The organism is Micropruina glycogenica (assembly GCF_900289045.1).
Taxonomy (GTDB): Bacteria; Actinomycetota; Actinomycetes; order Propionibacteriales; family Propionibacteriaceae; genus Micropruina; species Micropruina glycogenica.
This window is the reverse complement of sequence record NZ_LT985188.1, coordinates 1431574-1445588: the sequence shown is the minus strand read 5'-3', so window position 1 is coordinate 1445588 and position 14015 is coordinate 1431574. Positions and strand designations below refer to the sequence as shown.

Sequence of the window (14015 nt, the reverse complement as noted above, 5' to 3'; positions counted from 1 at the left end):
CCATGCTGCGTTACCTGACCGCAGGCGAGTCGCACGGACGCGCCCTGGTGGCCACCATCGAGGGCATTCCGGCGCACGTTCGGCTGAGCACCGGCGACCTCGCCGAGGCGCTGGCCCGGCGTCGGCTGGGCGCCGGTCGCGGGGCGCGCATGAAGTTCGAGGCCGACGAGGTGACCATGCTGACCGGCGTTCGGCACGGCGAGACCCTGGGTTCGCCGATCGCCATCATGATCGGCAACACCGAGTGGCCCAAGTGGCAGACCGTCATGGCGCCCGACGAGGTCGACGCAGACGCCCTGGCCGCGCAGGCGCGCAACGCGCCGCTCACCCGTCCCAGGCCCGGGCACGCCGACCTGGCCGGCATGCAGAAGTACGACTGGAACGAGGCGCGTCCCATTCTCGAGCGGGCCTCGGCACGCGAGACCGCGGCACGGGTGGCGCTGGGCCGGGTGGCGTCCAACTTCCTGCAGCAGGCGTGCGACATCACGATCGTGAGCCACGTGGTCGAACTCGGCCCGATTCGCGCCGGGGGAGCGGTGCCCACCTTCGCCGATCGTGACGCCGTCGACGCCGACCCGGTGCGCTGCTTCGACGCCGCCGCCAGCGAGGCGATGCAGGCCGAGGTGGCCGACTGCCAGAAGGCCGGCGACACCCTGGGCGGCGTGGTCGAGGTGGTCGCGCACGGCGTGCCCGCCGGGCTCGGCTCGCACAGCCAGGGCGACCGGCGGCTGGACGCCAAGCTGGCCGGTGCGCTGATGGGCATTCAGGCCATCAAGGGTGTCGAGGTGGGCGACGGCTTCGACCTGGCCCGCACCCGCGGCAGCCTCGCGCACGACGAGATGCAGCCGTCCGCCGACGGGGTGGTGCGGCTGTCGAACCGGTCGGGCGGCACCGAGGGCGGCATGAGCACCGGCGAGACGCTGCGGGTGCGCGCCGCCATGAAACCGATCGCCACCGTGCCGCGGGCGCTGCGCACCATTGACGTGGCCACCGGCGAGGCCGCCGCCGCCCATCACCAGCGCTCGGACGTCTGCGCGGTGCCGGCGGCCGGGGTGGTGGCCGAGGCGATGGTCGCCCTGGTGCTGGCAGAGGCGGTGCTGGACAAGTTCGGCGGCGACTCGCTGGCCGAGACCCGGCGCAACCACGCCGCCTACCTCGATCGGTTGGCACAGCGAGGGCTGAGGTGACCGCGGCGTCTACGATCGCCCTGATCGGCGCCCCCGGCGCCGGCAAGACCACGGTCGGACGTCAACTGGCGGCCCGGCTGGACCTGCCGTTCGTCGACGTGGACGCCCGTATCGAGGCCGAGCAGGGCCGGCTGATCCGCGAGATCTTCGCCGACGGGGGCGAGGCGCACTTTCGTGAACTGGAGCGCGACACCAGCCTCGACGCGCTGAGCAGGCCCGGGGTGGTGTCGCTCGGCGGCGGGGCGGTGATGACGCCGGCGATCGCTGAGGCCCTGCGTGAGGTGACCGTGGTGTGGCTGTCGGTGTCGGTCACCCAGGCCAGTCGCCGGGTGGGGCTGAACCAGGCGCGGCCGCTGCTGTTGGGCAATATGCGCGCGACTTTGATCAAACTGCTCGCGGAACGGACTCCGGTGTACCAGAATCTGGCCACGATCACCGTGGACACCGACCGCACCGGCGTCCGGGCCATCGTGGACCAGATCATCAGTGAGCTGAAGGAGGTCGACGAATGAAGATCAGCACGATCGACGTGACCGCCGAACGTCCCTATCAGGTCGTCGTCGGCACCGGAGCCCTGGATTATCTGCCCCAGTACCTGGCCGACGTGAAACGTATCGCGGTGATTCATCCCCCGGTGCTGCGCGAGGCCGCCGCCCGCATCGGCGAGGGGTGCGACGCCGAAGTGCTGCTGCTCGAGGTGCCGACCGCCGAACGCGCCAAGACCGGCGAGATTCTGCAGCGGTGCTGGGACACCCTGGCCGACGCGGGCTTCACCCGCTCCGATGCCGTGGTCGGGCTGGGCGGGGGATCGACCACCGACCTGGCCGGTTTCGTGGCGGCCACCTGGCTGCGTGGCGTCCGCTACGTCTCGGTGCCCACCACCATGCTCGGCATGGTCGACGCCGCCGTCGGCGGCAAGACCGGCATCAACCTGCAGGCCGGCAAGAACCTGGTCGGGGCGTTCTACGAGCCCTATACGGTGCTGTGCGACCTGGCCTTTCTGGTGGATCTGCCGCGCGAAGAGCTCAGTTCGGGCATGGCCGAGGTGGTCAAGGCCGGTTTCATCGCCGACCCCGCGATTCTCACGATCATCGAGGACGACCCCGAACAGGCGTTGGATCCGAGCGGCGAGGTGATCTGCACCCTGGTCAAACGGGCCATCGCGGTGAAGGCGGCGGTGGTGGGCGCCGACCTGCGCGAGCGCACGTCGGTGGGTCGCGACCTCGGCCGCGAGATTCTGAACTACGGCCACACCCTGGGCCACGCCATCGAGCGGCACGAGAACTTCACCTGGCGGCACGGCGAGGCGGTGAGCGTGGGCATGACGTTCGTGGCCGAGCTGAGCCGCCGGCTGGGCCGGCTCGACGTCGACACCGCCGATCGTCACCCCAGGCTGCTGCGGGCGGTCGGCCTGCCGACCACGTACCCCGCTGAGGCCTGGCCGGCGCTGCGCGAGGCGATGAACCTCGACAAGAAGACCCGCGCCTCGGCGTTGCGGTTCGTGATTCTCGACGGCCTGGCCAAGGCAAGCATGCTCGAGAGCCCCGACGAGGCCGAACTCGAGGCGGCCTTCAAAGCGTTGAGCTGATGTACACACCGCGGCACTTTCAGATGCCCGCCGAGCTGCAGCAGCGGCTGCTGGCGGCACCCGGGGTGGGTGACCTGATCACCCACGGCCCGGACGGCCTGCTGGCCACCCACCTGCCCTACGTGTTCGACGAGGCGATGGGTGAGCACGGCAGCCTGGTGCTGCACGTGGCGCGCCCTAATGTGCAGTGGCGCCACGAGGGCGAGGCGCTGTTCATCATCACAGCGGCCAGCGACTACATCTCGTCGCTGTGGTACCCCTCAGCCGAAGAGTCGGGTAAGTACGTGCCCACCTGGGACTACGTCACCCTGCACCTGTACGGACGTCTGATCACCCACGACGACCTGGCCTGGACCACGATGGCGGTCGAGCGGCTGATGGGCGTGCACGAGAGCCGGGTGGGGCTCGACGACATGCCGCAGGACTACCTGGGCGGTCAGTTGCGGGCGATCGTCGGGCTACAGCTCGAGGTGACCCGCATCGAGGCGAAGGCGAAGCTGAGCCAGAACCGCACGCCCGATGACGTCCGCGGGGTGATTGAGGGTCTCGATTCGGTGGGTGCCGACGACCTGTCGGCCCTGGTGCATGAATACGCCCTGCCGGCCGCCGAGGCGCGGGCGAACCTGATCGCCGACGTCGCGACGCGGCATCGTCCGGCTCGCGTGATCGGCACAGCGAAACCGCAGAACTGAGGTTTTGGCATCCCGGCGAAAGCCGGCACCTGACGGGAGCACCGTCATGCGGTGAGTGCACGTGACGGGGGCGCCGTCATCCCGGCGGATGCCTGCGCGTGACGGGAGCGCCGTCATCCCGGCGGATGCCTGCGCGTGACGGGAGCGCCGTCATCCCGGCGGATGCCTGCGCGTGACGGGAGCGCCGTCATCCCGGCGGATGCCTGCGCGTGACGGGAGCGCCGTCATCCCGGCGGAAGCCGGATCTCTTGGCTCGCCTTCGTCGGGTTGCCATTGGTTCCGAGGATTGGAGCACACCCCGTCCCGCCCCGGAATCACCGGCTCCGCACGCTCAGCCGGTGAGTTCCCGACGCCCGACCACGTCCTGAGGGGGGCGCACCGCCAAGGTGATTCGTCGTTGCGTCCCAGTCGTCCCGACCCCCCCTCGAACCGATGTGTTCGTTGACTGAGGTCTCGACAGGCTCGACCAACGAATCCCTCGATCCCGTGCTCACGTCATGCCGTCGAGGATCCGTCTTCCCGGCGGACGCCGGGATCTCCTTCCACTGCGATCGTGCCCTCGGTTCGTCCATGAGGGGCGGCACCGCTAGAATGGTCAGTCGGCTCGCACGCGGTGAATGAAGGGTTTTGACGTGGCCTCGACCAATGATCTCAAGAACGGCATGGTGCTCGACCTCGACGGTCAGCTGTGGCAGGTGTTGTGGTTCCAGCACCACAAGCCGGGCAAGGGCAACACCGTGGTGCGTACCAAGCTCAAGCACGTGCTGAGCGGCAAGGTCGTCGACCGCACGTTCAACTCCGACACCAAGGTCGACACCGCCACCGTCGACCGCCGCGAGATGCAGTACCTGTACCACGACGGCGCCGGCTACGTGTTCATGGACACCGCCACCTACGACCAGCTCACCATTCCCGACGACACCGTCGGCGACGCCAAGGGCTACCTGCTCGAGAACGGCACCGCCACCGTCGCGATGCACGAGGGCAACCCGCTCTACATCGACCTGCCCGCCTCGGTCGAGCTCGAAGTCACCTACACCGAGCCGGGCCTGCAGGGCGACCGCTCCACCGGCGGCACCAAGCCCGCCACCCTCGAGACCGGCGTGCAGATCCAGGTGCCGCTGTTCATCACCACGGGCGAGCGGGTCAAGGTCGACACCCGCGACGGCAGCTACCTGGGCCGGGTCTGACCCTTGCCCGCCGAACCTGCGACCACCGACGTGCCGCGCAAGCGGATCACCACACCCGACGGCACGGTGGCCGAACTGATCGAAACCGTTCCGGCCGCCGCGCCGGCCCGGGGCTCGGTGCGTACCAAGGCACGCAAGAGGGCCCTCGACATTCTGTTCGAGGCCGACCTGAGGCGATCCGACCCTCGCGAGTCGCTCACCCTGCACACCGCCGAGGCCGACCCGCCGGTGCGTCCGCTCACCGCCGATCTGGTGCTGGGCGTGACTGAGCGCCAAGCCGAGATCGACGCCCTGATCGCCGACTGCCTCGCCTCCGACTGGTCGCTGGAGCGCATGCCCCGGGTCGATCGTTGCCTGGCCCGCATCGCGATCTGGGAGATGCAGTCGGGCACGTCGTCTGCCGAAGTGGCGGTGCAGCAGGCCGTCCAGCTTGCGCAGGAGCTGTCGACCGACGGTTCGGCCAACTTTCTCAACGGGCTGCTCGCCAAGGTGAAGCAGCGCCTCGAGGGCAACGAGAACTGACCTTCGACCCCGGCTGAGGCCTCAGCCGGGGCTGGTCACCTCCAGCAGGTGCCCGTCCGGATCGCGAGCGAAGGCCCTCACCTCGCCACCCCAGGCGGGTGTAGGTCGGCGGCCCGAGAAACTGCACACCGTTGCCGGCCAGCACCGCTGCCGCGCAGTCGGGCACCGACAGCACCTCACCCAGGCGTCACCGCGCGGATCCGTCGGTGGGGCCAACCGCACCGCCCGGTCGGGCGGCGGGTCGCCGGTGACGGCCAGGTGCAGCCGTCCCGAGCCCAGTCGCAGCAGCGCCTAGCCGGCCCACCGGAGGTCGACGGCGCCGACCGCGCCGACCAGAAGCGCAACGGCCGGTTCAGGTCGGCCACCGCGAGCAGCGGCGAAACGGTTGGCTCGGCGGGTCATGATTGGGCATGGCGCGGCCTTTTCCCTTGTCACCTTGGGGCAAGCATGGTCTGAGCCGGAAGGCTACGCCGTGTGCGGAGAACGCAGCGTCGCGTGACCGATCGCGATCGACACCGATGAGCGGGTCACCCATCAAGGCCCGCGGGCAGTACTGCCCATCGGGCTCGACCCCGACGGCGTTTACGGTGGACCGCATGACTGCACCATGGCAACAGGTACTGGCCAACATCGGGGCGTTGAACAATCCGCAGGCGCCGTTCAGCTACTGGGTCGATCGTGACGCGATCGTCGGCCACTGGTTCGTGGCGAAGATCACCTCGCTGGGCATCGGCTCGGTCGACAGCTTCGACAAGGAGTAGCGCATCGTCGTGCGGCCCACAGCAGACGGCGTGGTCGACTTCACCGCGTACCACTCCGAGACGGAGGGCTCGGTGGGAACGTCCGGGGCTTCCATGGAGAAGTCATTCTTCAAGGGCAAGTCGAGCCAGAAGTCGTTCGGCCTGTCGATCAGCCTCGGAGGCAGCAGCCACGGCCAGCCGACGCCGGTGGCGGGCTACGTCTTCGACACCGCCGCCATCAAAGATCCGCTGCTCGCGATGCTCGAGCACTTCGGCTGAAGCCCAAGCGTGGCCTGTTCGGCAAGCTCTTCGGCTGAGCACCCGACTGGCGTCTCCGGTTCTGAAATGTTCCTGGTGACCGCTCCCGACCTGCTCTGAGTTCGGCGTGTCGCGCCCGGTCGCCTGCAACTTTTCAGAACTTTCTGCGCCGTGCCAGCGACTGGCGCACCACCGCCACGAACTCCTCGGGGTCGTCTTCGATCGAACTGCCCGCGAACGGCAGTACAGTCCAATCCGCCGCAGCGAGGCGCGCGTAGCGCCAGCGGTCTTCGACGAACGCATGCCGACTGCCGTGGTAGGTCCACCCGTCGATCTCGATGACGATCCTCTCGCGAACGAACACCAGATCGACGATGAAGCGCACCCCGTTGACCAGCACCGGGTGGTTCGTGCGCCACCCGGTCAGGCCGGCCGCCCGCAGCAGTTGATGGGCCGTGCGTTCCCTGGGTGACCACGGTTCGTCACGCGAGTCGTGCAGAATCGCCTTTCGCAACCCGTTGCCCGGGCGTTGCGGGCACATCGCGTAGGCGGCCCACAGCTCCCGCAATGTCGTGGCCCGGCGCCGAAGCGCCTCGTCGACGGCGGCACCACCGAGCACATCGATGAGGTCGAGCACCGACAGGGCGGGGCAGGCGAGCCGAATGTCCTGGCGGTACACGATCAGGTCGGCCGGCACTGTTCGCTGAGTGAATGAGAAGCCCGGGTAACTGGGCCGAATCGGGTGCTGCACCGCCGCCTCGACGCGTGGAACGGCGACCTCGGGCCACCACAACACCTTTGCGGCGGCTGCGCCGGTGATCACAGCACTGGGCCGAAAGAGGACGGCGGCTCTGATCTGGGCTTCCAGCGAGGGCGGCGCAGCAGTGTAGACGCCCGGCAGTGTGCTGCGCAGCAACCCGCGGCGCAGCGCATAGTCGAGTTGGGCGCCGATGGCCCTGTGGTCACGGCGAACCAGCACGCCCTGCTCGGCAACCAAGAGGTCGTTGATCTTCTGCTCGATGTTCTTCATACCCTTGAAGGCACTTTTCGGGCCCCCGTTTGTGAGTGGCAGAGCGGGTTGTGGAAAAGTTCTGTCTGGTATCCACAGGCGACCGCTCGCGACACGCCCACTGCGGGACGACTCGGTCACGGTGACCAGGACGGATTCAGAAAGCCAGGCCTCAGCCGGCGTCCAGTGAGTGTCCGTGGTTCGCGGGCCCCGGCGCACTTGATAGTCTCACCGGAGTTTGATCCCGTTCCGGCGGGGAAAGGACGCCCATGCCTTCAGGCTTCTTCGACCACGAACAGACCCCGGCCTTGTTGGTTCTCGAAGATGGACGTTCGTTTCGCGGCGTGTCCTTCGGGGCCACCGGCGAGGCGTTCGGCGAGGCGGTGTTCTCGACCGGCATGTCGGGGTATCAAGAGACGCTGACCGACCCCAGCTACCACCGCCAGGTGGTCGTCGCCACCGCCCCGCACATCGGCAACACCGGCTGGAACGATGAAGACGACGAGTCGTCGCGCATCTGGGTGGCCGGCTACGTGGTGCGCGACCTGTCTCGCGTCCGGTCGAACTGGCGAAGCAACCGGTCTCTCGATGAGGAGTTGCGCAACCAGGGCGTGGTCGGCATCGCCGAGATCGACACCCGCGCACTCACCCGTCATCTGCGTGAGCGCGGGGCGATGCGGGTGGGCATCTCGACGGTCGAACTCGACCCGGCCAAGCTGCTCGACAAGGTGCTGCAGACCCCCTCGATGGCCGGCAGCGACCTGGTCGCCGACGTGACGCTGGCCGAGCCAGAAGTGGTGCCCGCGGTGGGCAACAAGCAGCTCACCGTGGCCGCGATCGACCTCGGCATCAAAGACATGACGCCCACCCGTATGGCCGAGCGCGGCATCGAGGTGCACGTGCTGCCCGCGTCGGTCAGCCTCGACGAACTGCGCGAACTCGCCCCCGACGGCGTGTTCTTCTCAAACGGTCCCGGCGACCCCGCCACGGCCGACGCACCGATGGAGCTGCTCCAGGGCGTGCTCGACCAGGGCATTCCGTACTTCGGCATCTGCTTCGGCAACCAGATCTTCGGACGAGCCCTCGGCTTCGGCACCTACAAGCTGAAGTACGGCCACCGCGGGATCAATCAGCCCGTCAAAGACCTGCGCACCGGCAAGGTCGAGATCACCGCGCAGAACCACGGCTTCGCCGTCGACGCGCCCCTCGACCGGGCCCAGCTCACCCCCTGGGGGCACGCCCGGGTCAGCCACGTCTGCCTGAACGACGACGTGGTCGAGGGCCTCGAACTCACCGACGACGACGGCAACCTGCTCGCCTTCTCGGTGCAGTACCACCCCGAGGCAGCGGCCGGCCCACACGACTCGGCCTACCTGTTCGACCGCTTCGTCGACGTGATGCAACGCCGCAAGCGGTCCACCACCGACGCGCAGGAGAACTGATGCCGAAGCGCACTGACATCTCTTCGATTCTGGTGGTGGGTTCGGGCCCCATCGTGATCGGCCAGGCCTGCGAGTTCGACTACTCGGGCACCCAGGCCTGCCGCGTGCTGCGCGAAGAGGGTTACCGGGTGATTCTGGTGAACTCGAACCCGGCCACGATCATGACCGACCCAGAGTTCGCCGACGCCACCTACATCGAGCCCATTCAGCCCGAGTTTCTCGAAAAGGTGATCGCCGCCGAGCGTCCGGACGCCCTGCTGGCCACCCTGGGCGGGCAGACCGCGCTCAACGCAGCGGTCGCCCTGTCGGAGCGTGGGGTGTTGGAGAAGTACGGCGTGGAGCTGATCGGCGCGTCGTTCGAGGCGATTCAGAAGGGTGAGGATCGCGAGAAGTTCAAAGAGATCGTCGAGGCGCTGAACGTTCCCGGCGCGAACCCCGAGGTGGCCCGCAGCCACATCTGCCACTCGATGGCGGACGTACTCGCTGCCGCCGACGACCTGGGCTACCCGTTGGTGGTGCGGCCCAGTTTCACCATGGGCGGCGTCGGCTCGGGCTTCGCCCACGATGAAGACGAGCTGCTCCGCATCGCCGGCACGGGCTTGAGCGCCAGCCCGGTCACCGAGGTGCTGATCGAAGAGTCGATCCTGGGTTGGAAGGAATACGAACTCGAGGTGATGCGCGACAAGGCTGACAACGTCGTGATCGTGTGTTCCATCGAGAACCTCGACCCGATGGGTGTGCACACCGGCGACTCGATCACCGTCGCCCCTGCCATGACGCTCACCGACCGCGAGTACCAGGCCATGCGCGACGTCGGCATCGCGATCATTCGCGCCGTGGGCGTCGACACCGGCGGCTGCAACATTCAGTTCGCGATCAATCCCGACAACGGCCGCATGATCGTGATCGAGATGAACCCGCGCGTGTCGCGCTCCAGTGCGCTGGCCAGCAAGGCCACCGGCTTTCCGATCGCGAAGATCGCGGCCAAGGTGGCCGTGGGCTACACCCTCGACGAGATTCCCAATGACATCACCTCGCACGGGGGGAGACCCCCCGTGGACCCCCCCGATGGAGCTTCGCGCCCGCAGTTCTGGACCCCGGCAAGCTTCGAGCCGACGCTCGACTACGTGGTGGTGAAGTGCCCGCGGTTCGCGTTCGAGAAGTTCCCCACCGCCGAGAACACCCTGACCACGCACATGAAGAGCGTCGGTGAGGCGATGGCCATCGGCCGTAACTTCACCGAGGCGCTGGGCAAGGCGCTGCGCTCGCTCGAAGACCCCAAGGCCACCTTCGATTTCAGCGGCGAGGTGACCGAACCCCTGGGCGAGCTGCTGGCCGCAGCCTCGCGCCCGCACGACGGCCGGCTCGGCCTGGTGATGAAGGCGTTCCGCGCCGGCGGCACCGCCGAGCAGCTCTTCGAAGCCACCAAGATCGACCCCTGGTTTCTCGACCAGCTGCAGCTGATCGCCGAGGTCGCCGAACAGGTGCGCACCGCCCCCGAACTGACCGCCGATGTGCTCCGGCTGGCCAAACGGCACGGCATCTCCGACGAGCAGATCGCCAAGCTGCGGCACCTCAGCACCGACGTGGTGCGCGGCGTGCGCTGGGCGCTGGGCGTGCGTCCGGTGTTCAAGACCGTCGACACCTGCGCGGCCGAGTTCGCCGCCAAAACCCCGTACCACTACTCAAGTTACGACGAAGAGACCGAGGTGGCGCCGCGCACCAAGCCGGCGGTGCTGATTCTCGGCTCTGGCCCCAACCGCATCGGCCAGGGCATCGAGTTCGACTACTCGTGCGTGCACGCGGCCCTGACGCTCAGCCAGTACGGCTACGAAACCGTGATGGTGAACTGCAACCCCGAAACGGTCTCAACCGACTACGACACGAGCGACCGTTTGTACTTCGAGCCGTTGACCCTCGAGGACGTGCTTGAGGTCTACCACGCCGAAGCGGCCGCCGGCCCCGTCGCGGGCGTGATCGTGCAACTCGGCGGGCAGACCCCGCTCAAGCTCGCCCAGGCGCTCAAGGACGCCGGGGTGCCGATCGTGGGCACCTCGCCCGAGGCGATCCACCTGGCCGAAGAGCGCGGCGCGTTCGGCCAGATCCTTACCGACAACGGCCTGGCCGCGCCTCAGTACGGCATGGCGACCTCGGCCGCCGACGCCCTCGAAATCGCGCACGAGATCGGCTACCCGGTGCTGGTGCGGCCCAGTTACGTGCTGGGCGGTCGTGGCATGGAGATCGTCTACGACGACTCGTCCCTGGTCGGTTACATCGAGCGCGCCACCCACATCACGCCCAACTCGCCGGTGCTCGTCGACCGGTTCTTGGACGACGCCATCGAGATCGACGTCGACGCCCTGTTCGACGGCACCGAGCTGTACCTGGGCGGCGTCATGGAGCACATCGAAGAGGCCGGCATCCATTCGGGCGACTCGGCCTGTGCGCTGCCGCCGATCACCCTGGGTAACGAGACCATTGACAGGATCAGGGCTGCCACCACCTCGATCGCCCGCGGCGTTGGCGTCCGAGGCCTGATCAACATTCAGTTCGCGCTGCTCGGCGACGTGCTGTACGTGCTCGAGGCCAACCCGCGTGCCTCGCGCACCGTGCCGTTCGTGTCGAAGGCCACCGACACCCAGTTGGCCAAGGCGGCCGCCCGCATCATGCTGGGTGCGACCATCGCCGACCTGCGTGCCGACGGCACCCTGCGCACCGGCGTCGACGGCACGGCCAACCTCGAAGCCGCTCCGCTGGCGGTGAAAGAGGCGGTGATGCCGTTCAACCGGTTCCGCACCGCCGACGGTGCCTGGGTCGACACCCTGCTCGGCCCCGAAATGAAGTCGACCGGCGAGGTGATGGGCCTCGACAAGACCTTCGGGGTCGCCTTCGCCAAGAGCCAGACGGCCTCGTACGGCGACGTTCCGACCGAGGGGTCGGTGTTCGTCTCGGTGGCCAATCGCGACAAGCGGCACGCGATCTTTCCGGTGAAACGCCTTGCCGACCTCGGCTTTCGGGTCTACGCCACCGAGGGCACCGCGCAGGTGCTGCGCCGCAACGACGTCGACGTGACCGTGCTGCGCAAAGAGACCCAGGGCCCCGGTGCCGACGGCACCAAGACCGTCGTGCAGGCCATCATGGACGGCGACATCAGCCTGATCTTCAACACCCCGCTGGGCGTGACCGAGGGTGGCGACCCGCGCCGGGACGGCTGGCAGATCCGCTCGGCCGCGATTCTGTGCGACGTGCCCTGCGTCACCACCGTGGCGGGGCTGTCGGCGGCCGTGCAGGGCATCGAGGCGCTACGCAAGGGCGGTCTCACGGTGCGTCCGCTGCAAGACTGGAGCGCCGACGTGCGGGCCGAGTTGGCGGGCCGCGACGACGCCGCGGGGCAGCCCGACGAGCACGAGGAGCGAGCTTCGGCATGAGCGCGAACCCGCGGTTAGGGCTGGTCGATGCCGGTTACCGGTCGATCGTCCGCCCCGTGATGTTCAGCTCGTACCGCGGCGATCCCGAGGCGATCCACGAACGCATGATCGCCGGCCTGGCCCGGTTCAGCCGCTCGCCGCTCGCCATCGCCGCCGCCCGGTCGGTGGCCGGCAGCCGTGGTGAGCCGGTCACCGTGGCCGGCATTCGGTTCCCCGGTCGGGTCGGTGTGGCGGCCGGTCTCGACAAGAACGGACGAGCCGTGCTGGCCTGGCAGGCGCTCGGCTTCGGGTTCGCCGAACTGGGAACAGTCACCGCACAGCCCCAGCCGGGCAACGACCGTCCACGCGTCTTTCGACTGACGAAGTCGAAGGCGCTGATCAACCGCATGGGCTTCAACAACGCCGGGGCCGCCCGGCTGCACCACGAGCTGTCGCTGCTCGGCGTGTACCGCGGCAACGGCGGTGCGGGCATTCCGATCGGTATCTCGATCGGCAAGACCAAGATCGTGCCGGTCGACGAGGCGGTCGACGACTACCTCACCTCGTTCGCCCTGGTGGCGCCGCACGCCGACTACGTGGCGATCAACGTGTCGAGCCCCAACACCCCCGGCCTGCGCGGGTTGCAGGACGGCGGGGCGCTGCTCGCGCTGCTCAAGGCGCTGGTCGAGCGGGCGGCGGGACGGTTGCCGCTGTTCGTCAAGATCGCCCCCGACCTCACCGAGCAGCAGTTGGACGAGGTGCTGGCCGCCTGCCTCGAGGCGGGCGTGGCCGGTCTGATCGCCACCAACACCACCCTGGCACGTGACGGGCTCGACCCGGCCGAGCAGCCGCTGGCGGCGGAGGCCGGGGGACTGTCGGGCGCCCCGCTGACCCTTCGCGCCCGCGAGGTGGTCGGTTACCTGACCGGGCACACCGACCTGCCGGTGATCGCCAGCGGCGGCATCATGACGCCCGCCGACGCCCAGGCGATGTTCGACCTGGGGGCAGCACTGGTGCAGCTCTACACCGGATTCATCTACGCCGGGCCGGCGCTGCCGGCCCGCATCAACGCCGCCACCCGACGCGGTCGGGTGACAGAAGGGGATCAGCGATGACCACGTACTGGCAGCGGCTGGCCGACCGCACCAACCAGCGGGGCACCCTGTGCGTCGGCATCGACCCGCACCCGGGGCTGTTGAAGGCCTGGGGTTTGGACGTGAACGCCGCCGGACTCGAAACCTTCGCCCGCCGCGTGGTCGAGGTGCTGGGGGAGCGGGTGGCGGTGTTCAAGCCGCAGTCGGCGTTCTTCGAGGCGCACGGTTCGGCCGGTGTCGCGGTGCTCGAGCGGGTGCTCGCCGACATCGCCGGGGCCGGCGCGCTGAGCCTTCTCGACGTCAAGCGCGGCGACATCGGCTCGACGATGGCGGCCTACGCCGACGCCTATCTGGCCGACGGATCGCCGCTGGCCGCAGACGCCATCACGGTGTCGCCCTACCTGGGGTTCGGATCGCTGCAACCGGCCTTCGACCGCGCGCACGCGACCGGCCGCGGCGTGTACGTGCTGGCGCGCACGTCGAACCCCGAGGGCCACGAGGTGCAGCTCGCGCTGGGCGAGGACCGCGAGGGTTCGGTCGCCCAAGAGATCATCGACGCGGCGGCGCGCGCCAACCGCGAATCGGGCCGGCACGCGATCGGTCTGGTGGTCGGCGGCACCCACGACGACCTCGGCTGCGACCTGTCGGAGTTCAACGCCTCCATTCTGGTGCCCGGCATCGGCTTTCAGGGTGGACGAATCGACGACCTGCCCGAGATCTTCGGCTCGGCGGTCGAGCTCACCCTGCCGTCGGTGAGCCGCGACGTGATCGCCGCCGGCCCGGCCGCCGCAGCCCTGCACGAGCGTGTCGACCGCCTGCTGGTGGCTCCCCTCTGAACCCTTCCAACAGCCGTCCCATAAGGGTTTTCACGCACCCGGTTTGCTTG

13 protein-coding genes are annotated in these 14015 nt (G+C 68.7%); 12 read left to right on the top strand and 1 reads right to left on the bottom strand.

Going from position 1 to position 14015, the window contains the following annotated elements; translation table 11 throughout:
• Positions 1-2 precede the first annotated feature (2 nt).
• The 8 genes from aroC to MPLG2_RS06630 all read left to right on the top strand — a co-directional run bounded on the left by aroC (position 3) and on the right by MPLG2_RS06630 (position 6198).
• Positions 3-1187: a chorismate synthase gene (aroC, locus tag MPLG2_RS06660; RefSeq protein WP_105185453.1), complete on the top strand. Its 1185-nt coding sequence runs from the start codon at positions 3-5 to the stop codon at positions 1185-1187.
• On the top strand, positions 1184-1699 hold the full coding sequence (locus MPLG2_RS06655; RefSeq protein WP_231935882.1) for a shikimate kinase: 516 nt from the start codon (positions 1184-1186) through the stop codon (positions 1697-1699). Before aroC ends, MPLG2_RS06655 begins: the two co-directional genes overlap by 4 nt.
• Positions 1696-2775, top strand: a complete 1080-nt coding sequence (gene aroB / locus MPLG2_RS06650; protein ID WP_105185452.1) for a 3-dehydroquinate synthase — start codon at positions 1696-1698, stop codon at positions 2773-2775. Before MPLG2_RS06655 ends, aroB begins: the two co-directional genes overlap by 4 nt.
• Entirely contained in the window at positions 2775-3467 is a 693-nt protein-coding gene (locus MPLG2_RS06645; protein WP_105185451.1) for an FMN-binding negative transcriptional regulator, read from the top strand. The genes aroB and MPLG2_RS06645 overlap by 1 nt, the downstream gene beginning before the upstream one ends.
• A gap of 617 nt (positions 3468-4084) precedes the next feature.
• Positions 4085-4657: an elongation factor P gene (gene efp / locus MPLG2_RS06640; protein WP_105185450.1), complete on the top strand. Its 573-nt coding sequence runs from the start codon at positions 4085-4087 to the stop codon at positions 4655-4657.
• 3 nt (positions 4658-4660) lie between these two features.
• Entirely contained in the window at positions 4661-5179 is a 519-nt protein-coding gene (nusB, locus tag MPLG2_RS06635; RefSeq protein WP_231935880.1) for a transcription antitermination factor NusB, read from the top strand.
• A 596-nt stretch (positions 5180-5775) separates the two neighbouring features.
• Positions 5776-5940: a hypothetical protein gene (locus tag MPLG2_RS18355; RefSeq protein ID WP_158680929.1), complete on the top strand. Its 165-nt coding sequence runs from the start codon at positions 5776-5778 to the stop codon at positions 5938-5940.
• A gap of 9 nt (positions 5941-5949) precedes the next feature.
• On the top strand, positions 5950-6198 hold the full coding sequence (locus tag MPLG2_RS06630; protein ID WP_158680928.1) for a hypothetical protein: 249 nt from the start codon (positions 5950-5952) through the stop codon (positions 6196-6198).
• Between the two features lie 133 nt (positions 6199-6331).
• Here MPLG2_RS06630 and MPLG2_RS06625 read toward each other — a convergent pair whose 3' ends face one another.
• Positions 6332-7207 carry a DUF559 domain-containing protein gene (locus MPLG2_RS06625; RefSeq protein WP_105185448.1) on the bottom strand — a complete coding sequence of 292 codons (876 nt, stop codon included), beginning with the start codon at positions 7205-7207 and terminating at the stop codon, positions 6332-6334.
• A 248-nt stretch (positions 7208-7455) separates the two neighbouring features.
• On the opposite strand from MPLG2_RS06625, the gene carA reads away from it, so the two are divergent.
• Genes carA through pyrF form a run of 4 tightly spaced genes read left to right on the top strand, consistent with a single transcriptional unit; the run spans position 7456 to position 13965 of the window.
• Positions 7456-8628, top strand: coding sequence for a glutamine-hydrolyzing carbamoyl-phosphate synthase small subunit (gene carA / locus MPLG2_RS06620; RefSeq protein ID WP_105185447.1), 1173 nt, complete (start codon positions 7456-7458; stop codon positions 8626-8628).
• The gene (gene carB, locus MPLG2_RS06615; RefSeq protein WP_105185446.1) at positions 8628-12056 is read left to right on the top strand and encodes a carbamoyl-phosphate synthase large subunit; all 3429 of its coding nucleotides are present in this window, start codon (positions 8628-8630) and stop codon (positions 12054-12056) included. Before carA ends, carB begins: the two co-directional genes overlap by 1 nt.
• Positions 12053-13150 (top strand): quinone-dependent dihydroorotate dehydrogenase, encoded by a 1098-nt coding sequence (locus MPLG2_RS06610; RefSeq protein ID WP_105185445.1) that lies wholly within the window; start codon positions 12053-12055, stop codon positions 13148-13150. The genes carB and MPLG2_RS06610 overlap by 4 nt, the downstream gene beginning before the upstream one ends.
• Positions 13147-13965 (top strand): orotidine-5'-phosphate decarboxylase, encoded by an 819-nt coding sequence (gene pyrF, locus MPLG2_RS06605; RefSeq protein ID WP_105185444.1) that lies wholly within the window; start codon positions 13147-13149, stop codon positions 13963-13965. The genes MPLG2_RS06610 and pyrF overlap by 4 nt, the downstream gene beginning before the upstream one ends.
• Positions 13966-14015 lie beyond the last annotated feature (50 nt).

Bases quoted from the DNA above. Each gene is read 5' to 3' on its own strand.
- aroC (WP_105185453.1), top strand. From the start codon at position 3: ATGCTGCGTTACCTGACCGCAGGCGAGTCGCACGGACGCGCCCTGGTG.
- aroB (WP_105185452.1), top strand. From the start codon at position 1,696: ATGAAGATCAGCACGATCGACGTGACCGCCGAACGTCCCTATCAGGTC.
- MPLG2_RS06645 (WP_105185451.1), top strand. From the start codon at position 2,775: ATGTACACACCGCGGCACTTTCAGATGCCCGCCGAGCTGCAGCAGCGG.
- efp (WP_105185450.1), top strand. From the start codon at position 4,085: ATGAAGGGTTTTGACGTGGCCTCGACCAATGATCTCAAGAACGGCATG.
- MPLG2_RS18355 (WP_158680929.1), top strand. From the start codon at position 5,776: ATGACTGCACCATGGCAACAGGTACTGGCCAACATCGGGGCGTTGAAC.
- MPLG2_RS06625 (WP_105185448.1), bottom strand. From the start codon at position 7,207: ATGAAGAACATCGAGCAGAAGATCAACGACCTCTTGGTTGCCGAGCAG.
- carA (WP_105185447.1), top strand. From the start codon at position 7,456: ATGCCTTCAGGCTTCTTCGACCACGAACAGACCCCGGCCTTGTTGGTT.
- carB (WP_105185446.1), top strand. From the start codon at position 8,628: ATGCCGAAGCGCACTGACATCTCTTCGATTCTGGTGGTGGGTTCGGGC.
- MPLG2_RS06610 (WP_105185445.1), top strand. From the start codon at position 12,053: ATGAGCGCGAACCCGCGGTTAGGGCTGGTCGATGCCGGTTACCGGTCG.
- pyrF (WP_105185444.1), top strand. From the start codon at position 13,147: ATGACCACGTACTGGCAGCGGCTGGCCGACCGCACCAACCAGCGGGGC.